Annotated in this window: 19 protein-coding genes; all 19 read right to left on the bottom strand. The window is 47.7% G+C overall.

Translation table 11 applies throughout. The features are described from left to right. Positions 1-499 (bottom strand): 4-phosphoerythronate dehydrogenase (locus tag GXO76_01260; GenBank protein ID NOY76474.1); only part of this gene is annotated, 499 nt, incomplete at its 3' end. Positions 500-530: 31 nt separating this feature from the next. Further along, the gene (gene gndA / locus GXO76_01255) at positions 531-1,937 is read right to left on the bottom strand and encodes an NADP-dependent phosphogluconate dehydrogenase (GenBank protein NOY76473.1); all 1,407 of its coding nucleotides are present in this window, start codon (positions 1,935-1,937) and stop codon (positions 531-533) included. 65 nt (positions 1,938-2,002) lie between these two features. Continuing rightward, positions 2,003-2,764, bottom strand: coding sequence for an SDR family oxidoreductase (locus GXO76_01250; GenBank protein NOY76472.1), 762 nt, complete (start codon positions 2,762-2,764; stop codon positions 2,003-2,005). Between the two features lie 67 nt (positions 2,765-2,831). Next, positions 2,832-4,304, bottom strand: a complete 1,473-nt coding sequence (locus tag GXO76_01245; GenBank protein NOY76471.1) for a hypothetical protein — start codon at positions 4,302-4,304, stop codon at positions 2,832-2,834. Between the two features lie 194 nt (positions 4,305-4,498). After that, entirely contained in the window at positions 4,499-5,257 is a 759-nt protein-coding gene (locus GXO76_01240; protein NOY76470.1) for a 3-oxoacyl-ACP reductase FabG, read from the bottom strand. Positions 5,258-5,320: 63 nt separating this feature from the next. Then, the gene (locus tag GXO76_01235; GenBank protein NOY76469.1) at positions 5,321-6,325 is read right to left on the bottom strand and encodes a LacI family transcriptional regulator; all 1,005 of its coding nucleotides are present in this window, start codon (positions 6,323-6,325) and stop codon (positions 5,321-5,323) included. 428 nt (positions 6,326-6,753) lie between these two features. Continuing rightward, complete coding sequence (locus tag GXO76_01230) at positions 6,754-7,668, bottom strand: MCE family protein (GenBank protein NOY76468.1); 915 nt, start codon at positions 7,666-7,668, stop codon at positions 6,754-6,756. Beyond that, a complete protein-coding gene (locus GXO76_01225) occupies positions 7,665-8,159 on the bottom strand; it encodes a PTS sugar transporter subunit IIB (protein ID NOY76467.1) in 495 nt (164 codons plus the stop codon). The genes GXO76_01230 and GXO76_01225 overlap by 4 nt, the downstream gene beginning before the upstream one ends. Before the next feature lie 2 nt (positions 8,160-8,161). Then, positions 8,162-8,557 (bottom strand): hypothetical protein, encoded by a 396-nt coding sequence (locus GXO76_01220; GenBank protein ID NOY76466.1) that lies wholly within the window; start codon positions 8,555-8,557, stop codon positions 8,162-8,164. A 21-nt stretch (positions 8,558-8,578) separates the two neighbouring features. Continuing rightward, positions 8,579-9,559, bottom strand: a complete 981-nt coding sequence (locus GXO76_01215) for an HPr kinase/phosphorylase (protein ID NOY76465.1) — start codon at positions 9,557-9,559, stop codon at positions 8,579-8,581. 226 nt (positions 9,560-9,785) lie between these two features. Beyond that, entirely contained in the window at positions 9,786-10,139 is a 354-nt protein-coding gene (gene raiA / locus GXO76_01210; protein ID NOY76464.1) for a ribosome-associated translation inhibitor RaiA, read from the bottom strand. 91 nt (positions 10,140-10,230) lie between these two features. Continuing rightward, positions 10,231-11,136, bottom strand: coding sequence for a tyrosine recombinase XerC (gene xerC / locus GXO76_01205; protein NOY76463.1), 906 nt, complete (start codon positions 11,134-11,136; stop codon positions 10,231-10,233). Between the two features lie 5 nt (positions 11,137-11,141). Next, entirely contained in the window at positions 11,142-13,388 is a 2,247-nt protein-coding gene (topA, locus tag GXO76_01200) for a type I DNA topoisomerase (protein ID NOY76462.1), read from the bottom strand. Between the two features lie 113 nt (positions 13,389-13,501). After that, positions 13,502-13,975, bottom strand: coding sequence for a DUF494 domain-containing protein (locus tag GXO76_01195; protein ID NOY76461.1), 474 nt, complete (start codon positions 13,973-13,975; stop codon positions 13,502-13,504). A 143-nt stretch (positions 13,976-14,118) separates the two neighbouring features. After that, entirely contained in the window at positions 14,119-17,301 is a 3,183-nt protein-coding gene (gene secA / locus GXO76_01190; protein NOY76460.1) for a preprotein translocase subunit SecA, read from the bottom strand. A 164-nt stretch (positions 17,302-17,465) separates the two neighbouring features. Then, complete coding sequence (gene nusB / locus GXO76_01185) at positions 17,466-17,933, bottom strand: transcription antitermination factor NusB (GenBank protein ID NOY76459.1); 468 nt, start codon at positions 17,931-17,933, stop codon at positions 17,466-17,468. 31 nt (positions 17,934-17,964) lie between these two features. Beyond that, positions 17,965-18,888: a branched-chain amino acid transaminase gene (locus tag GXO76_01180; GenBank protein NOY76458.1), complete on the bottom strand. Its 924-nt coding sequence runs from the start codon at positions 18,886-18,888 to the stop codon at positions 17,965-17,967. A 69-nt stretch (positions 18,889-18,957) separates the two neighbouring features. Next, on the bottom strand, positions 18,958-20,097 hold the full coding sequence (locus GXO76_01175) for an acyl-CoA dehydrogenase (protein NOY76457.1): 1,140 nt from the start codon (positions 20,095-20,097) through the stop codon (positions 18,958-18,960). A gap of 49 nt (positions 20,098-20,146) precedes the next feature. Continuing rightward, positions 20,147-20,242: 3-hydroxybutyryl-CoA dehydrogenase (locus GXO76_01170; protein NOY76456.1), on the bottom strand; the 96-nt coding region annotated here is incomplete at its 5' end.

Here is a 20,242-nt window from a genome sequence, read left to right as displayed (position 1 = left end):
TGTTCAACACCTCGTTTAACGGAAGAAACCGCAGATCGCCGGATTGGCGTGCCAGCGGCGGATCATTTTCAAGAACGGTCATCCCGAGGGATTTTGCCCGCGCAGCTACTTTACTGCCGATATGCCCCACACCCACAACACCCAGTGTTTTCCCGGAGAGTCTCCAGCCCCGCTGAACGGCCACATCAAACAGCGCCGCAAAAACATATTCGGCGACCGAATTGGCGTTGCTCCCCGGGGCATTGGCAAAACCGATTCCCTGTTCCCGAAGATAGGCCTCATCCACATGATCGGTTCCAATGGTGGCACTGGCCACGAATCGGACACGGCTGCCCCGCAGCAACTCCCGATCCACTTTTGTAACCGATCGAACAAGCAACATATCCGCATCCCGCACCAGAACCGGTGAGATTTCACGCCCCGGGGCCGTCACAATCATTCCAAATTCGGAGAAGACCTCTCGCACGAAGGGGATATTTTCGTCTGCCACAAGTTTCATTTGAAGTCTGCAATCCTTTCCAGATGAATCGTCACTCCTCCCAGTGCGTGTGAAAGGTTCCCGGTTTGTCCACTCGCTGGTATGTGTGAGCACCGAAAAAGTCCCGCTGGGCCTGGAGCAGGTTGGCCGGCAGGCGCGCACTCCGGTAGCTGTCGAAATAAGCCAGCGAGGCACCGGTGGCCAGCATGGGCACGCCAAAATGAACGGCCGTGGCAACCGTGTACCGCCAGTTTTCCTGAAGAGTTTGCAGACTTTCCGCAAATTTCGGATGAATCATCAGATTCGGTAAATCCGGATTCTGCAGAAACGCCTGTTTGATGTCATCCAGTAATCGTGCCCGAATAATGCAGCCTCCCTTCCAGATTCGGGCAATTTCGGCGAGATTCAGCCCGTAGTCGTACTCTCTGGATGCCCAGCGAAGCAGCGACAGGCCCTGGGCGTAGGAGGTAATTTTTGAAGCGTAAAGGGCATCGTGAGCCGCGGCAATCAACACATCTCCCCGATCTTCGAAGCGGATATTGGGTCCGTGAAGGATTTTGGACGCAGCGACACGCTCATCCTTGAAAGCCGAGAGAATTCTGGCTTCCACAGCGGAATTGATGGTGGGAATGGCTACCCCCACGTCCAGTGCATTTTGGGAGGTCCATTTCCCTGTCCCCTTTTGCCCGGCTTTGTCCAGAATCACATCCACCATCGGCTTGCCGGTTTCCGGATCAATTTTTCGGAAAATTTTGGCCGTAATGTCGATGAGATAGGAATTGAGAACCCCTTGATTCCATTCTTCAAAAATTTCTCCCAGGGAATCGGCTCCCAAATCGAGAATGGATTTCAGCAAAAAATAGGCTTCGGAAATCAGCTGCATATCCCCGTATTCAATGCCGTTGTGAACCATTTTTACGAAATGGCCGGCCCCTCTCGGACCGATGTACGTGCAGCACGGGCCGTCCTCCGTCTTAGCCGCAATGGCCGTAAAAATGGACTCCACCCGCCGGTAGGCACTTTCCTGCCCTCCGGGCATCAGGCTGGGACCGTGCAGCGCCCCGGATTCTCCGCCGCTGACGCCCGTTCCGATGAACTGGAATCCCTCGGCCTCCAAGGCCTTGTTCCGCCGCTCGGTGTCTTTAAAAAAGGAGTTGCCGCCGTCAATTAGAATATCTCCCTTTTTTAAATGCGGCTTAATAATCGCAATTACATCATCCACCGGTTTTCCGGCCGGAACCATCATCATTACGACATGCGGCGATTCCAGAGAATCGATTAACGCCGGCAGCGATTCCACAACGGTGTTGTCGGTAGCGGAAAAAATCTCACGCACCTCGTTTCGCTTTCCGGGATCCACATCAAATCCCGCCACCGGGAATCCCTTCGATTCCATGTTCAGCGCCAGATTTCTTCCCATCACTCCCAGACCCACCATTCCAATTGCATATTTTTTCATTTTTAATCAATCCTTTACTTTAGTCCTGCGCACTTAAAGCCACTCAAATACAAAAACATAAAAAACTAAATGGTCATGGCCGTAAACCCCCCGTCTACCCGAATAATTGCGCCCGTAACAAAGCTGGACGCCTTTTCGGAAGCCAGCCAGACTACGGCGCCCACCAGTTCCTCCGCCTCGCCAAACCGTCCCATGGGGGTGTGCCGAAAAATATCGGCAATGCGCTCTTTTGTTAACAGCTTCCGGTTTTGTTCCGCCGGGAAAAATCCGGGTGCAATGGCGTTCACGCGCACGCGGTGTTGGGCATACTCCCGGGCCAAATTTTGGGTCAGATTGTTGATGCCCGCTTTTGTCACGGAATACGTGAACACTTTCGACAGCGGCGGCCCCGACGATGCCGAGGAAATATTGATGATACTTCCGCCCTCTCCCTGATCCATCATTGTTTTAATGAAAACCTGACAGGAGAAAAAAATGCTTTTAAGATTGACGTTTAGAATCCGCGTCCATTCCTCTTCCGTGATTTCCAAAAAGGGTGTCCCGGAATTGATGCCCGGGGCGTTTATGACGATGTCCACCCGTCCCAGCTGCTTGAGAATGGCCTCATTCGCGGATTGGATTTCCTCCTTCGACGTGGCGTCCACCCGGAGTGCCAGCGACCGAACCCCGTGCGATTCGAGCTCGTTTGCGCGGGCCTGGGCCTTGTCCAAATTGATATCCAGAATCGCCACATCCGCTCCTGCCTGTGCCAGTCCGTCTGCCATCGCTCCTGCCAGCACGCCGCCGCCGCCGATGACGACCGCAACCTTCCCCTTCAAACCAAACATGTCTTCTACAAAGCTCATATTCATCTCCCGAAAACAATTTTGTGTAAATTTTTGTGGGCTATTTTTTCTATTCTCCCAGATTATTTTCAAATTTCAGCCCCTCAATAAGCCGGTCCGTTAGCCTTTCCACTTCCGTATCCACTCTTTCGCGGTAAACCTTTGAAAACTGGTAAAGGGTCGTCAGCTTATTGCGAAAAATGCGGACACCTCTGGAATTCCTGAAATTCATCGCCAGATAGGAATGGAATCGGAAAAAATCCGCCCGGGGGTCCAATGCGCTTTCCGAATTTTTCTGAACGGCCAGATGATAATCTTCCAATTGTTTTTTAAGCAGATCCGTGGCCAGGAGGCCGTTGATTTCAATTTCATTTTCCAGATATTTTTGCACGGCGGAAAAAATCTGTTCAAAAAGATTGCGTTCGGCCGTGTCCTTTGGAAAGGCGGCCAGCAATTCCATGAACAACTCGTAATACACCCCCGAAATTTTGTATTTTAATTGATTGCCCGTTGCCTGCAGAAGCGCTTCATACGTTCCGGCACCTTTGCCTGAATACGGGGTAGTTCCACTGCCGGAATGAATGGATAGCAGGGCACCGTCAAACGAACGGGCCACGGCTGCGTGTTCGGCCGTCAGATTTTCCAGCTCGGACAGGTCCCCGTCATAATCCGCACGCTTTTTGAACCCGATATTCGGGGCTACAAAATCCACCGGCAGCCCCCGGTTTGTCCATTCTTTGAGATAAAAATAAAGCTCCTTCACACCGGTTTTGTCGGCCGTTTCATCCATCGAAATTTCAAACCCAAAGGGATTTTGAATATGGGATTGGATGTATTCGTAGATTCTCTGATTCACCTCAATGCTGTCGTGAAATTTAAGCGCCAGGCGTTTGACGTCCGCTTCCGTTAATTGAATGGAGAATTCCTTCCCCGCGGACGTACGGAACGAGGGGTTTTTATTCGCAAATGTTTGTAAATAATACGATTGTTTCTCCGGGGAAAATTTTTCGGAAAACGCGCGGGTCAGCTCTTCGTCGCTCAACGTGTCGGCGTCCAACCAGAATAAATCGGAGGTGTCCGTTGTAAAGACATCCACATGTCCGTGTTCGATGGCTTCATCCACGGCCGAAAAATTGTAGGCAAGGGATTTTTCCAGCTGTTCCGTGCTCAGGTGCTCCGAAACGTGAACACCGGCAATTCGCTTAACAGCGCTGGCCGAGGAGCCAATCACAATCAGATGATCGGCCTCAATTTCGATGGGAATGCCGTATTTCCGGGCGCCTTTCATCGCTTCGTTCTGATAGTTTCGAATGGATGTCCCTGTGTGACCCAATGTCATTTCATACTGGCCCGGGGGGGCATCGATCACCGCCTGAGGCGCCGTTTCACGCCCAAAAGACAACATGAGCGTGGCGGCTGTTTGGTGCTTCTTCAGCGAGGCAAAGATTCCCGGCAAAACCATTTCGGGAATCCGAATACCAAGCGCCGGATGATGAACTTTTCCGAGAAAACGGGGCATGAACTGATCCTTTTGTGATGACATGGCATCTCCTTTAAATTATTATCCCTATTTTTGACAGGATTCACAGGATTTAAAATGGATTCTTTTGGCGATTGAGTTCACTTTAATGCTTACAATCAGAACAACTGTTCAATTTTCATCTTTCGAATTCACCTCCGCTCCGCTCCCTTCGCGTTGAAAAAAGAGCCGCACAGGTTATTCGGATCGACCTCATTTTACCCGACCCACATTCCGCCGTTCACATCCAGGATGGCGCCTACCAGATAATCCGAATATCGGGAGGCCAAAAAAACCGCCACCGAAGCAATTTCATCTGCCGTACCCTCGCGGCCGAGGGGAATACTCTGCAAAAATTTTTGCCGCACGTCCGGGGGCGTAAATCTTTCGTGGAAAGGTGTGTCAATCACACCCGGGGCGATGGCATTCACCCAGATTCCCCGCTGAATAAATTCCTTGGCCATCCCCATCGTGAGTGTGCTCACCCCTCCCTTGGCAGCGGCGTACAAAACCGATCCGGGGCCGCCGCCCGTACGGGCCGCCACCGAAGAAATATTGATAATCCGGCTGCCTTCCTTCATGTACGGCAGTATTTTCTGGCTGCACATAAAAACCGACTTCAGATTGATCGCCATCAGGCGGTCCCAATAGTCTTCGGAGGCCTCTGCAAAAGGCGTTCTTTGAAGGAGGGTTCCGGCATTATTCACCAGAATGTCTACCTCTCCGTCGAAAAACGCGGCCGTTTGCTCAATCACATGCGTAATGTCTTCTGTCTTGCTAAAATCTGCTTGAAGGGCAAGTGATTTTCTTCCCAGTTTCCGAATGGCACTCACAGATTCTTCCGCCTTTTCTCTGGAACGATGATAATGAAGCACCACATCTGCACCGGATTCAGCAAATTTCAGGGCAATTGCCCGGCCAATCCCTGTACTGGCCCCGGTGACCAGAGCCTTCTTTCCATCGAGACGAATATCCATCTTACCTTCTCCTTTTATTCGTATGTGTGAAAATAATCTTCCCCTGAAACCAATCCCTAATTATTAGGCCGATTTCCGCTCCACCAGGTGCGCCTCCAGAATAATTTTCTTATTTAGCGGATTTTCCTTTTGTCTGACCTGCGCAAACAAGAGTTCCGTGGCCTGCCGGCCAATTTCGTAGATCGGGATATGCACTGTGGTCAGAGGGGGAAATGTCGCCTGTGCCAGAGGGGTGTCGTCATTCCCCACAACAGCCATGTCATCCGGAATGCGCAAACCCGCCTGTCGCAAGGCATAAATGCTGCCGATAGCTACCAGATCGTTAAAACAGTACAAAGCCGTCGGACGCGTTTGGGGGGACATGCGGGCAATGTGTTCACCCACTTCCATTCCGTTTTCCAGATACGAACCCGCCTGAAAAATCAGGGCATCATCCAGCGGAATATTATGGCTTAAATGGGCCAGTTTGTAACCCTCCAGTCGCTGATACGAGTGAACAGAATAATCCGGTCCCGCCAGATAAGCAATCTTCCGATGCCCTTTTTGAATCAGATACTGAACGGCCTTCATCCCCGATTCAACATTGTTGACATCCACAATGTTGGCCTGGAACATTTCAAAATTATCCAGCAACACAAACGGCACATTGCGGCGTCTGAGGTCCAGCAAATGGGTAAAATCTCCATTATCCCGAAGGCTTGAAATAATCAGACCGTCCACCTTTTTCGAGAGCAAAACATTCAGGGTTTCCTGTTCCTGCAGGGGTTTTAGCTCCGAGCTTCCCAACAGCACGCTGTAGCCCTCTTTGTTGGCCGAATCGTACACACCGCTGGTGATTCGCGCAAAGTAGGGGTTGTCGATTTCTTTAATAATAAGACCAATGGTTTTCGTTTGCTTTCGGGCCAAAGCCCGTGCCAGTTCATTTGGGCGGTAATCCAATTTTTTCATGGCCTCCCGAACGCGGATTTTCGTTTCATCCTTGATCAGGGGATTGTCATTCAAAACAGCAGAGACTGTTGATTTGGACACACCCGCCAGTTTGGCAATATCGGTAATGGTGACTTTCATTTTTTAGACCGTTCCAATTATTCGGAGATTAACAATTATTCCTTTATTATTAAGCTGTTATTGGGCTTATTTTAAATATTTAATTTCTTGATTTGAACTGATTCAATATAATCATTTCTGCAATTGAAGGCAATATTTTTTTGATCTATTTGGCTCTATTGGCTTTTTCGTGGAAAAGACACTCTTTTTGGAAATAGAACCCGGCCTTTTGAACCCACCCCCTGACTCCCGCTCCCTGATCTCAGGAAGGGGGCCGGAGGGAGGGTCAGAAACAGACCGATTCTACCCAATACTTGTTAAATGGGACGTTACACCGTGTCCATTTAGGAATAAAAAAGCAGGCCTTTTTTCACTGGAGAAAAAGTGGAATTTGGTGATCTTGGAGTAAATTCATCAACGGAAAAATACCGGCCCTGAATGGCAAAAAATCAGAATATCTTGAACAGCTGAAAGTTCGCGCCTTTCAAATATTTTCCAAGATTTTCCCGAAGGCTGGTGGACAAAGAATCCAGATTACTGGCAGACCGCTGAAACTTGTTGTACATATCTTCATCATAAATGAGTTTCGCCAGGGTGCCTTTTTTATTCTGTATTTGAAGCGTAATGGAGCGAAGGGAATTGGAGAAATGATTGAGTTCTATTGAAAATTGTTTGAATTGCGTAAGCGTGGTATCGATATCCGTTTTGTGTGCCACAACCAGGTCATTGAGCTGTTTTGTACTGGCATTCAGATAATCCAGGGATGTTTGAAGCTGATTTTTATTTTTATGAACAAGTTGGGCGAGTTCATTGGAAACCTTTTCAATATTTTCCACACTTTTTCGAAAAGAATACTGGGCCGCCGAGTCACCAATTGTGGATTGAATGGAGGTTTTCAAAAGACTCAGTATCTCCCGCGTCTCCTGTGTCATTTGTCCGGCCATTCCGATAAGCTCGGGGATAGAGGGTGTATAATTCCCGATGAGAGGCGATTTGAGATGTTTTAAATCCAACGGCGGACGCTTCGAACCCGGATTGATTTCGACCCGTTTTCCCCCCATTAATTCCAACATTTCAATGGAGGCCCGGGCGTCCTGAAAGAGTTGGACGTCCTTGTTCAGAAGCACCTCAACCAACACCTGGTTTTTCATCAGAATAATGCGATCCACTTTCCCTTTGCGTACACCATTCACTGTAACGGGATCACCTTCGCCCAGTCCCGATGCGTTGTTGAAAAGAATATCAATTTTGTACTTGTTGGCCGAAAAGCTATAGCCTTTGGCCCAGATAATTCCGAAGAATAAGATAAACAATCCCAGAACCACGAAGGCTCCGACCTTTACTTCAGGACTTTTAATGTTCATTTTTTACCTACTTTATCTAACCGTTCAATTAAATCCTGTGACTTTGCATTTGGCACATCACGTGCCTCAATCTTGATTCCTTTTTCGTGCAACCGTTTAAAATAGTTTATGTCGTCCTGGGAAACAAAAACATAAGATGTAATTTCCCTGGCATTTTCTTTGTAATGCATCCCTCCCACATTGATCTCCGTAATGGGGGCCCCCCGTTCGACCAGATTCCAGGCATCCTTGGGCGATTCTACCAATAAAATCACTTTCTCTTTCAAGAATTCGGGACTTCGAAGATACGCCAGGGTTTCGTCCATTGTCCAAATATCAATTTCAACATCGGTGTCTGTGTAAGAGTTCAAATAGAGCTCTTTCTCCCAGTCGCTGGTTGCAACCTCGTCGTTGCACAGAATAATTCGATCAGGCCGCATCGCATGAACCCAGCCCACAACAACCTGACCATGAATAAGCCGGTCATCTATTCTTACCAGAGAAAATGGCATAATCAGCGGCCTCCCGTAAAAATATCAATTCCTCTGTGAGCATCCGTTTCCAGCTGTTGAAGAAGTTCACCCAAAGCAAGATTCTCCCGCTTAACCAAAAAAGACAATAGCATGGGCAAATTCACACCCGAAATAACGGATACGTTCGGACGTTCACGGGCAATCCGACACGCCACATGCCACGGGTGTCCCCCCTTTAAGCCGACAAAAATAAGACAGGCGCTATTCTTTTCATCGTCAGTATGCACCATTTTTTCAAGATTCATCTTCAGATCTTTTGGAGACATTCCCGTACTGGAAAGATTGGACAGGTCTTTTACCGGACCGATAATCCGTTCCGCTGTTTTGACAAAGGCTTCCCCGAGATTTCCATGGGTCAGTACGATACCGTAGATCATCTTAAAACCTGTCTCATCATCTTATTCGTAATCATTTTTCAAATATTGATGCAGCTCTTTTTTTTCTTGAATTTTTTTCATCAGCAGCTCATTAAATTTTTTAGCCGGATTGATCCCGTGTATTTTTAGCAATTGATTGAGTGCAATCGTTTCAACAATCACGGTAATATTTTTCCCGGGATAAATTGGCAATCGCACAAGAGGAATATTCACCCCAAGGATGTCCACAAATTTGTCTTCCAGGCCCAGGCGTTCGTAATCCTCCTGCTTATCCCAATCTTCCAGCCGGACTTCGATCTCAATTCGTTTCTGAATACGGATAGCCCGAATGCCGAACATGCTTTGTACATCCACAATACCCAGACCGCGCAGCTCAATATGATGACGCAACAGGCTGTTCGTCTGTCCGATTAAGATTTCCCGGGCCTTGCGGACAATTTCCACAACATCATCGGAAACCAGCCGGTGGCCGCGCTCCACCAGATCGAGAGCCACTTCGCTCTTGCCAATTCCGCTTCGCCCCGTGAGAAGAACCCCTATGCCGTAAACGTCAATCAGCGTGCCGTGCACAATCACCTTGGGGGCAAAAACATCCGACAAATATTCATTAACATATCTTACAAATTCCGTGGAAACCAGTTCCGAGCGCAGGAGCGGAATCGTCTTTTGCTTGCACTGCTTAATGAGCTCAGCATCCACAGGATTGCGGTTCGTAACAACAATAAGTGGAATGTCAAACTCAAGCAGGCGTTGAAGATCGTGGCGCCGCACTTCTGTCGGAAGTGATTTAAGATAGGTCACTTCCGTATTTCCCAGGACCTGTATTCGATTGTAGGAAAATACCTCTACAAAACCAGCCAGAGCCAAACCGGGGCGGTGAATCTCCGTATCGGTGATCCGCCGGTTAAACCCGCTTTCATTAACAATAACCTCTAATTTGAGCTCTTTTTCGTTTTCCTTGTAAAATTGTTCAACCGTGATGTATTTTTTTTGATTGGTCACTTTTTGCTCTTTTATTACGATTTACCGTTGTTTTAAATCCATTATAATCTGCAAGTCCCCGGTACTTTAAGAAGGCATTCACATAAAAATAATATATTCCGCAAAAAAATCAAGCACAATTTTCATGTTTCCCCCAAAATAAGAAACCATCCTTTAAAGGATGGTTTTCCCGGACATAAACCAAGGAGGGATAAGCTCTTGCTTAACCCTCCTTTGCGAATTACCCCTATATCTCTTCTTCTATCCCCCCTTCAATTTCCGTAGCCACCACTTCAGGCTCTTTACTCCGGTAGGCTTTGGTTCGAATTTTCTCCTTGAACCGCTTCAGCTGGCGTTCCAGATTGTCGACTGCTAAATCTATGGATTTATAAAAATTTTCGGATGATTCGGTTGCCACAAATTTGTGATTATTGACACCAATCGAAATGTTGGCGACCCGATTAGCCCGTTCCTTCGTCAAAACAACTTCACAATCAACAATGCCGTCAAAGAACTTCTTCAAACGCTTCGCTTCGTTTTCAGCATAGGATCGCAATTGTTCAGACGCTTTAAAATGCCGGGCAGTGACTGAAATTCTCATAGGTCAACTCCTTTTTACTTTTGGGTTCATTGACTTTGTCCACCTTTTAATCGTATCGTCACACAAGCCAGAACGGATGATCAAGGAAATCTCAGGCGCGGGGGTGTGCCTGATCATAAATCTTCTTTAGTTTTTCCATGGTAACATGCGTGTAGATTTGGGTTGTTGAAAGACTGGCATGCCCAAGTAACTCCTTTACCGCCTCTAAATCGGCACCGGCTTCCAGCAAGTGTGTAGCAAATGTGTGACGCAGTACGTGTGGACTTAATGAACTGATATCTGAAATTTGCTGCAGATAGTGATGAACTCGTGCTTGCACGGTTCTGGGTGAAATTCGCTTTCCCCGATTACTCAGAAATAAAGCCGTTGTCTGATCCCCATTTTTTGGAAAAAAATGATTGCGAATTTTCAGATAATTTCGAAGAGCTTCAACCGTCATTTTTCCCATGGGCACCAACCGTTCTTTATTTCCTTTTCCAACCACTCGAATCAGATTTTCGTGGAAATCAACATCATTTATTTCTATTTTAGTTAACTCACGAAGTCGAATCCCTGTTCCGTAAAAAATTTCGAGGATGGCCCGATCCCGTATTCCCTCCGGAGTCGATTTGTCCGGAAGTTCCAATAAATCAAAGGCTTCCTGAATGCTTAAAAAGACGGGTAATTTTTTCTCCGCTTTGGGTGTATGAATCGCTTTTGCAGGATTCGTCTGAATGGCTCCGGTCCGCATGAGAAACTTAAAAAAGGAACGGATGGCCGCCAATTTTCGTCCGATTGTTTTTCGGCTCCTTCCCTGTTCCGAAAGATAGGCCAGAAATGATCGGATATGCTGTTTGGAAAGTTTCTCACATTTTTGTTCCGGCAGCCAATCAGGATAGGATCTCTCCAGAAAATCAACAAATTGCTCCAGATCCATTCGATAGGCATCGATTGTAAAGGGAGACAGATTTCTTTCCGTCTCTAACGAACGCAGGAACTGTTGGATGTGTTGTTGCACGTGTGTTAGTTGTGATTTTTTTCTTCTTCAAGGCTGAAGGGGAATTCTGCCTTGCAATTCGGGCATTTCAGAAAATCCCCTTTGGATTTTGTATGATGCTCTTCCAGATAGGAATTTCCGCAATTGGGACACGACATGGCAACGGGTTTGTACCAGCTCGCAAAATCACATTTGGGGTAGGCACTGCATCCGTAAAAAATACGTCCCCGTTTGGTACGGCGCTCCACAATTTGGCCATCACATCCTTCCTTGGGACACGGAATGCCCAGCGTAAGAGGCTTTGTAAATTTGCATTTTGGATAATTAGAACAGGCCAGAAAACGACCATAGCGGCCCACTTTTACGACCAGCGGCGCACCGCATTTCGGACATTTTTCGTCTGTGACCTGTTGTTCCTCTTCCTTTAACGGGCGCGTGTATTTGCACTCCGGATAGCCGCTGCACGCCAAAAATTTCCCGTTTCGCCCCCACTTCACCACCAGCGGACGCCCGCACTCCGGGCAGGTTTCACCGGTTTCCTCTTGCAAGGACGCCTTAATTTGGTCTTTCTTAAGATCAATTTTGTTTAAGGCCTCTTCAAACGATCCGTAAAACTCGGCCAAAACTTCCACCGAATCCCGTTTTCCCGTTTCGATGAGATCGAGCTTGGTTTCCAGGGTTGCCGTAAAATTGACATCGAAAATATTGGGGAAATTCTGGACCAGAATGTGACTCACCGTCCGGCCCAATTCCGTTGGAAAAAGGCGGCGCTCTTTCTTTTCCACATACTTCCGGTGAATCAGCGTCGAAATAATCACCGCGTAGGTGCTGGGACGCCCGATGCCAAGATTGTCCAGTTCCTTGATCAGGGTACTCTCCGAAAATCGTGCCGGTGGTTTGGTAAAATGCTGTTCCGGTGTCACGCCCAGCAGTCTAAGCGGATCGCCTTTTTTGAGATTGCCGGGAACATAGCCATCCTTTTTTTCCTCGTTTTCGGCGGGTTCCTTTGATTCCTCATAGGCCTGCAAAAACCCCCGAAACCGAATGACCGAACCCGTTGTTCGGAATACATAATCGCCGGCTTCAATTTCAATGCTGGTTTGATCCAACACGGCCGGGGCCATTTGGGATGCCACAAACCGATTCCAGATCAATTCGTAAAGTTTTCGCTGATCGGGCGTTAAGTACCGGCCAATTTTGCGCGGCTCCCGGGACATGGATGTCGGCCGAATGGCCTCGTGTGCATCCTGGGCCGATTTTTTCGTCTTAAAGCGGCGCGGTTTATCCGGGACATAATCCGGGCCATAATTGTCGGCAATGTATACCCGGGCGGCCTCAAGGGCTTCTTCCGCAATTCGGGTGGAGTCGGTACGCATGTAGGTAATCAAGCCTACGCTGCCTTCTTTGCCCACATCAATTCCCTCATAAAGTTGCTGGGCAATAGTCATAATTTTGGAAGATGAAAAACCAAATCGCCGTGCGGCTTCTTGCTGAAGCGTACTGGTTGTAAACGGAGGCGAGGGAGTTCGCTTGACCGTCTTCTTCGTAACGTTCGAAACCACAAAGGACTGTTTTTCGATGGCACTGACATGCCTGGAAGCCGTGGCTTCATCGGAAATCTTGGGCTTTTTCCCTCCAACCTTCACAAGCTCCGAAAAAAACGGATCTGTCTTTTCGCCCTGTACCTGAGCCTTAATGGACCAATATTCTTCCGGGACAAATGCTTCAATCGCACTTTCGCGCTCGCAAATAAGCCGCAACGCCACGGTCTGGACACGTCCGGCGCTTAACCCCCTGTAGATCGTTTTCCATAAAAAGGGGCTGACCTTGTACCCGACAAGCCGGTCTAAAACCCGCCGTGCCTTCTGTGCATTGACTTTTTCCAAATTAATCGTGGTAGGATGTTCAATGGCCCGACTCACGGCAGACTTTGTGATCTCATTAAAAAGAACGCGGTGCACATTGCCGTTTTTGGCTTTTAACTCATTGGCCAAATGGTAAGCAATGGCTTCGCCTTCGCGGTCGGGGTCTGTGGCAATAAAAACCTGATTTGAGCTTTTTGCAAGTTTACGGAGCTCTTGTAAGATTTTCCCCTTGCCCTTAATCGTAATATATTCCGGCTCAAACCCATTCTCAACGTCTACACCCAGGCGATTTTTCGGAAGGTCCTTGACATGCCCCACCGAGGCCTTAACGACGTAGTCTTTTCCAAGAATGCGGTTAATAGTCTTTGTTTTTGCAACCGATTCGACAATAACGAGAGATTTTGGCATATATTTAGACAATCATTAAGTTCAAGTTTATTATTAAACGCGCGGCCATCTGATCCGCCCAAACGGACACCCTGCATCTGAAGAAGAAACTCCCCCCAAAAAACACGTAATCGCTACTGGACAATGTTGTTCCGGCCCAAAATGGTGCGGCCCAGTAATTGGTCGTCCAATTCATCCGAACCGAACAGCAGCGCCACCACAATTGATTTAATGTCTTCCGCGGAAACAGCACTTACCCCCAACATCATGGCTCGCTCGATAATCTGTTCCATATCCGATTGAGAAATGATGCCCAATTCCTTTAGTTGAATCAAATAGCCCTGAGCCTCGGGACGAATGACCAATTTTTCCGCCTCGTGCAACACGCGGAAACCATTGCGAAGTTCATTGAAGGTTTCCCCAAATATTTCTTCCTGATCCATCTGAATTTTTTCAAACAGCCAGGAAAAAGCGGCATTGATTTCATTTTCGGTGTAGCCCTGATTTAATAATTCCTTCGACATCCCGTCTATCCCTTCAATCCCGCCATTTTTTTCACGAATTTGACTCATCAGATAGACCAGTATTTCAACCACACGCTCGTTCATTTCTGCCTCATATTTTCTTCGTCCCAAGGGAAAAAGATTCCTGCCCTCTTCTAAAGAGGCCAAAAACAGCTCGCAAGAATCACCTAAAATTTAATAATAAATATGGAAATGTCAAGATATTTTACAACAATTTCATATTTGATTTACTTTTTTCGCCCGTGACAATATTTGTACTTTAAGCCGCTGCCGCAGGGGCAGGGATCATTTCGGCCCACTTTCGGAACCACCCGAATGGGTTTCTGTTTGGGCTGCGACGGATCGCGTCCGCCCTGCCGGCGGGCTGCCACTTCCTCTTCGGCCACAGCTTCCGGAATTCCCCTGTAACCCATTCCCGTAGAGGATTCATGAATGGCCGAGATCTGCTGAGGCCGCGGCCGAGGCTCAATCTGGGGAATAATCTGAGGCTGTGCACGGAACACAAACTGCAAGACGCCTTCGTTAATGCGATCGAGCATTTCCGTAAACATCCGGAAACCTTCCTTTTTGTACTCGATCAACGGATCCTTCTGGCCGTATGCACGCAGCCCAATTCCCTCTTTCAGCAGGTCCATTTCATACAGATGTTCTTTCCATTGTTCATCAATCACCCGAAGGGTTGCAATTCGCTCGATTTCGCGCATCATTTCCGAACCAAATTTGCGCTCCCGGTATTCATAGGCCTGCATGGCCTTCTCACGGATACGCTCGATGACTTCCTCCTGGCTCAATTCGGGAATTTCTGATTCTTTAAAGGGAAGTTTAATCATCATAACCCGCATAAATTCTGCGCGCATGCCTTCCCAGTCCCACTCTTCCGAATACGCACTGGAATCCGAATACTCTTCCACAACATTGCGCACAAAGCCATCAATCATATCGATGATTTCATCCTTAAGATTTTCTTCCCGCAAGGCATGGTTTCTCCGATCGTAAATAACTTCCCGCTGTTGATTCATAACATCGTCGTATTCCAGCAGGTGCTTTCGGATACCAAAATTTTGAGCCTCTACACGCTTTTGCGCCCGTTCAATGGATTTTGTAATCATAGAATGGGTAATGACTTCACCCTCTTTCAGCCCCAGCCTGTCCATGACACCGGCAATGCGCTCCGATCCAAACAGGCGCATCAAATCGTCTTCCAGAGAAAGGTAGAATTTTGAGGACCCGGGGTCTCCCTGACGCCCTGCCCGCCCGCGAAGCTGTAAATCAATTCGGCGGGATTCATGCCGTTCTGTTCCGATAATGTGTAATCCGCACGGCATGTCCGCTTTGCACGCATTGATGTCAATATCGTCTGGTGCCTGATTTTCACGATTTACAAGGAAGCATTCCGAACAGCGTACAACACCTTTTCCAAGCTTGATATCCGTTCCGCGTCCGGCCATATTGGTCGCAATGGTTACCGCACCGGGCTCACCGGCTCGCGAGATAATTTCCGCTTCCTGCTGGTGATATTTCGCGTTTAAAACAGAATGTTTGATCCCCCGGCGTTTCAGCATCCGGCTGAGTGTTTCAGACACATCCACCGAAACCGTACCGACCAGCACCGGCCGTCCGGCTTTATGATGCCGGACCACTTCTTCGATCACTGCGTTGTACTTTTCCCGCCGTGTGCGATAAATCTGATCCTGATAATCAATTCGGCGCACGGGACGGTTGGTGGGAATAACTATCACATCCAATTTATAAATTTCCCAGAACTCGTTGGCTTCGGTCGCCGCGGTACCGGTCATGCCGGCCAGTTTGTAGTACATTCTAAAATAATTTTGAAGGGTAATGGTGGCCAGCGTTTGTGTTTCGCCTTCTACCTTCACATTCTCTTTTGCTTCCAGAGCCTGATGAAGCCCGTCGCTGTAGCGCCTGCCGGGCATGAGACGACCGGTAAACTCATCCACAATCATCACTTTTCCGTCGGAAACGACATATTCCACATCCTTTTCAAAAAGCGAGTAGGCCTTTAGCAATTGCTGGATGTTGTGAAGTTTCTCGTTTTTTTCCGCATATTCTGTGATCAGTTTTTCTTTTCGCCGCTCTTTTTCCGATTTCGAGAGACTTTCGTCCTCCTCAATTTTTTCCGTTTCCTCATCAATATCCGGAATAATAAACATTTCCTGATTGTTAGGGGCAAGCTTTTCGCGCCCCTTGTCCGTCAAATCGATGGTGTTGCTCTTTTCATCGATGGAATAATACAGATCATCATCCACTTCGTGAAGGCGCTTATCCCGGATAAAATCATTTTCTACCCGTCTCACCAGCTTTTGGAGACCCGGTTCGTGCAGCAATTTGATCAGCCGCTTGTTTTTGGGTGCCCCCCGGCTGGCCTGTAAAAGACGGATCCCCGCCTCATATTCTTTTCCTTCTTTCAGAAGCTTCTCGGCCTCTGAAATAAATTGATTCACAAGGATTGTCTGGCTTCGGACCAGCCGCTCGACCATCGGCTTCATTTCTTTGTATTTTTGATTGGAGTACCCTACCGGGCCGGAAATAATCAACGGCGTCCGTGCCTCATCGATGAGCACGCTGTCAACCTCATCAACGATGGCATAATAGTGCCCCCGTTGAACCATGTCATCTACAGAAATGGCCATATTGTCCCGAAGATAATCGAAACCAAACTCATTGTTGGTTCCGTAAGTAATATCTGCTGCGTAAGCCCGCTTTCGCTGTTCGGTATCCATGTCGTTTGTGATGTAGGCAACCGAAAGACCAAGATATTTAAAGATTTCACCCATCCACTCCGCATCGCGACGGGCCAGGTAGTCATTCACCGTAACCAGATGCGCCCCTTTTCCGGTCAGCGCATTCAGGTAAAGGGGCATCGTAGCCACCAGAGTTTTTCCTTCACCGGTAGCCATTTCGGCGATTTTTCCCTGATGAAGCACAATCGCGCCCATCAATTGGACATCAAAGGGAACCATGTCCCAGATCATTTTGTGATCGACCACATTCCAGGAGCGTTTCTCTTCCGAAAATCTGCGGCACACCTCTTTAACCGTTGCAAAGGCCTCAGGAAGAAGTTCGTCCAACACCTCATCGATAATCTCTTTTTCACGGTCTTCCAGTTCTGCGATTTCATCCCGGATGGCATCCCGATCCTCAATGGTGTTTTCAGGATTTTTGTAACTTTCTTCCAATTCCTTTTTGAGGGATTCGATTTTGTCCGTCACGTCTTTTGTGCGCTCCTGGATAATGCGCTTGAATTTATCCGTTTGCGCTTTCAGCTCATCCTCGGACAGGTTATGAAGCTGCTCATAGGCTTCATTTATTTTTTCAACCATCGGGCGCAGCTTTTTAATTTCCCGATCATTTTTGCTGCCCACAATCTTGGTTACAATATTTCCTAACATCTTTTCAACATCACCTTTTCGTAATGATTAAACGGATTTAAATTCTATTTACACCTTTTTTCGACTTCTATTGTTCATTCGTCTTTAAAATTAATACGATATTTTAGACATTTCCAATGAATTTAACGCACAAAGAACGCACAAGGGTTTCACCGGCCCCATCTTTAGAGTTCAAGTTTCACGTCCAGCAAACCCCGGCCGCTTTTGTGCAGTTTGCCGGATTTTTTTAAATCATTGAGAATCGAATCCAAAATCCCGTTAATGAAACTGCCGCTTTTTTCTGTGCTAAATTTTTTTGCGATTTCAATGGCCTCATTGATCGTTACTTTCGGAGGAATATCCTCAAAAAAAAGAAATTCGGATATTCCCATCCGGAGGATCAGTTTGTCAATAATGGCAATTCGGGTAAAATCCCAATTGATCGCCTTATTGCGAATCATCTGATCCAATTCTTTCTGATGGCCGACAACCCTGCGGACCAGCAGTTCGGAAAAGGCACGCGTCTTCTCATCCTTGAGCCTTAAATTAATAATATCGTCAATGATTTTATCCAGGTTCTCCTGCGTCATCTCGTATGCGTAGAGCGACTGCAACGCATATTCCCGGGCGATTCGTCTTCCGCTTTTTGCCATTTTTCCCCGTGCCCTCAGGTCAATTCGCGCGTTAAATGAAGGTCAGCCAACCGTATTTATCCTCAATTTCACCAGATAGTATTCCAAAAAAATGCTTTTGAATGGCCTCCGTAATGGGACCCCGCTTCCCTTCACCGATGGGAATATGATCCACCGATTTAATCGGGCTGACTTCGGCGGCGCTCCCCGTAAAAAACAGTTCGTCTGCCAGATAAAGCAGTGAGCGCGGAATCATTTCTTCGATTACCTCGTAGCCCAAGTCATTGGCAATCTTAAAAACGGAATCGCGTGTAATTCCCGGAAGAATAGAAGCCGCCAGTGGAGGCGTGTACAATTTTCCATCGCGGACCAGAAAAAGATTTTCGCCGCTGCCTTCACTTACATAGCCCTCCGTGTTCAGGGCAATCCCTTCCGTATACCCATCCAGAACCGCTTCCATTTTTATAAGTTGTGAATTCATATAGTTGCTCCCGGCCTTTGCCAGAGCAGGCATTGTATTGGGCGGAAGCCGATTCCAGGATGAAACCTTCACATCCACACCAATGTTAATGGCCTCGTCACCCAGGTACTTTCCCCAAACCAGGGCCGCAATGGCCACATGAATGGGAGAATCTTTGGGATCCACGCCCAGGGTTTTATAGCCCCGCAGGGCAATGGGGCGCAGATAGGCTTCCTTCAGATGATTGGCATTGACAATATCAATACACGCCTGTTCCAGCTCTTGCGGTGAATAAGGAATCGGCATCCGGTAAATCTTCGCTGAATTAAAAAGGCGTTTTATATGCTCCTTCAGACGAAAAATTGCCGGCCCTTTTCGGGTATTGTAACAGCGCAATCCTTCAAATACGCTCGAGCCATAGTGAACCACATGTGAAAGGACATGAATGGTTGCATTTTGCCAATCAATTATTTTTCCGTCAAACCATATTTTCCCATTTTCCGGCACTTCAGCCATAATTCCTCCTCTAAACCGTGCTATTTTTTGAAGATTAAATTTATGAACTTATTGGGCAAAAAACAATCTTTATTTTAAAAGCTGACGAGCAATAACAATTTTTTGGATTTCAGAGGTCCCTTCGTATATTTCCGTAATCTTGGCGTCTCTGAAAAACCGCTCCACAGGAAAATCCTTTATGTACCCATAGCCCCCGTGGATTTGAACGGCATCGTCGGACAATTTAACCGCAACGGCCGACGTTTTCAGTTTTGCCATGGCCGCCTCTCGTACATATTCCTTGCCCTGATCTTTCAACCAGGCCGCCTGATAGGTGAGTAAACGGGCGGCTTCCAATTCCGTGGCCATTTCCGCCAGTTTAAATTGAATGCCCTGGAATTCCGATATTAATTTACCGAATTGTTTGCGCTCTTTTGAGTAGGCCAGCGCCGCGTCAAAGGCACCCTGAGCAATTCCCAGTGCCTGACCGGCAATCCCGATGCGCCCATTGTCCAGAGCAGAAAGGGCAATTCGCAGGCCCTTTCCTTCGGGACCGATCATGTTTTCTTTGGGCACCCGGCAATCTTCGAAAGACAGCTCACAGGTATCCGAGGCGCGAATGCCCAGCTTTTTTTCCTTTTTGACCACATGAAATCCGGGGAAATCCTTCTCCACAATAAATGCACTAATCCCGCGGTACCCCATCGAGCGATCCTTTGTGGCAAAAACAATCAGCACGTCGGCATGGGCCGCGTTGGTAATAAAGACTTTCGAACCGTTCAGGATGTACGAATCACCGTCCTCGCGATAGCTGGTAATCAGGGATGCCGGGTCCGAACCGGCACCCGGCTCGGTAAGGGCAAAGGCACTTAATTGTTCGCCCTTAGCCAGTGGTACCAGATATTTTTGTTTTTGCTCTTCGTTGCCAAACATCAAAAAGGTGTCGCAAACCAGAGAGTTGTTCACATCAATAACAACGGCAGCCGAGGCATCCACCCGGGCAATTTCTTCCATGATGAGCGCGTAAGCCAGATAATCCATTCCGGCACCGCCGTACTTTTCGGGCACAGTGACGCCCAGAAATCCCAGCTCGGCCATTTGTTTCACGCCTTCTTCCGGATAGATTTCCTTTTCATCCCGTTCACCGGCACCCGGGGCCAGCACATCTTCAGCAAACGACCGCGCCGTTTCCCGAACCATTTTATGATCATCATCTAATAGAAAATTCATGGTTTACTCCTTTCATCAACAAAATATTTTCCGCAAAAACACAAAGGGACTAGGACTGATAATCGTAAAACCCTTTCCCGGTTTTTCGGCCCAAATGTCCAGCAGCCACCATTTTCTTCAACAAAGGACAGGGACGGTATTTGGG

This window comes from Calditrichota bacterium, from assembly GCA_013151735.1.
GTDB lineage: Bacteria > Zhuqueibacterota > JdFR-76 > JdFR-76 > BMS3Abin05 > BMS3Abin05.
This window is presented reverse-complemented; position numbering and strand designations above follow the sequence as displayed.

Bases quoted from the DNA above. Each gene is read 5' to 3' on its own strand.
- gndA (NOY76473.1), bottom strand. From the start codon at position 1,937: ATGAAAAAATATGCAATTGGAATGGTGGGTCTGGGAGTGATGGGAAGA.
- GXO76_01250 (NOY76472.1), bottom strand. From the start codon at position 2,764: ATGTTTGGTTTGAAGGGGAAGGTTGCGGTCGTCATCGGCGGCGGCGGC.
- GXO76_01245 (NOY76471.1), bottom strand. From the start codon at position 4,304: ATGTCATCACAAAAGGATCAGTTCATGCCCCGTTTTCTCGGAAAAGTT.
- GXO76_01240 (NOY76470.1), bottom strand. From the start codon at position 5,257: ATGGATATTCGTCTCGATGGAAAGAAGGCTCTGGTCACCGGGGCCAGT.
- GXO76_01235 (NOY76469.1), bottom strand. From the start codon at position 6,325: ATGAAAGTCACCATTACCGATATTGCCAAACTGGCGGGTGTGTCCAAA.
- GXO76_01230 (NOY76468.1), bottom strand. From the start codon at position 7,668: ATGAACATTAAAAGTCCTGAAGTAAAGGTCGGAGCCTTCGTGGTTCTG.
- GXO76_01225 (NOY76467.1), bottom strand. From the start codon at position 8,159: ATGCCATTTTCTCTGGTAAGAATAGATGACCGGCTTATTCATGGTCAG.
- GXO76_01220 (NOY76466.1), bottom strand. From the start codon at position 8,557: ATGATCTACGGTATCGTACTGACCCATGGAAATCTCGGGGAAGCCTTT.
- raiA (NOY76464.1), bottom strand. From the start codon at position 10,139: ATGAGAATTTCAGTCACTGCCCGGCATTTTAAAGCGTCTGAACAATTG.
- topA (NOY76462.1), bottom strand. From the start codon at position 13,388: ATGCCAAAATCTCTCGTTATTGTCGAATCGGTTGCAAAAACAAAGACT.
- GXO76_01195 (NOY76461.1), bottom strand. From the start codon at position 13,975: ATGAACGAGCGTGTGGTTGAAATACTGGTCTATCTGATGAGTCAAATT.
- secA (NOY76460.1), bottom strand. From the start codon at position 17,301: ATGTTAGGAAATATTGTAACCAAGATTGTGGGCAGCAAAAATGATCGG.
- nusB (NOY76459.1), bottom strand. From the start codon at position 17,933: ATGGCAAAAAGCGGAAGACGAATCGCCCGGGAATATGCGTTGCAGTCG.
- GXO76_01180 (NOY76458.1), bottom strand. From the start codon at position 18,888: ATGGCTGAAGTGCCGGAAAATGGGAAAATATGGTTTGACGGAAAAATA.
- GXO76_01175 (NOY76457.1), bottom strand. From the start codon at position 20,097: ATGAATTTTCTATTAGATGATGATCATAAAATGGTTCGGGAAACGGCG.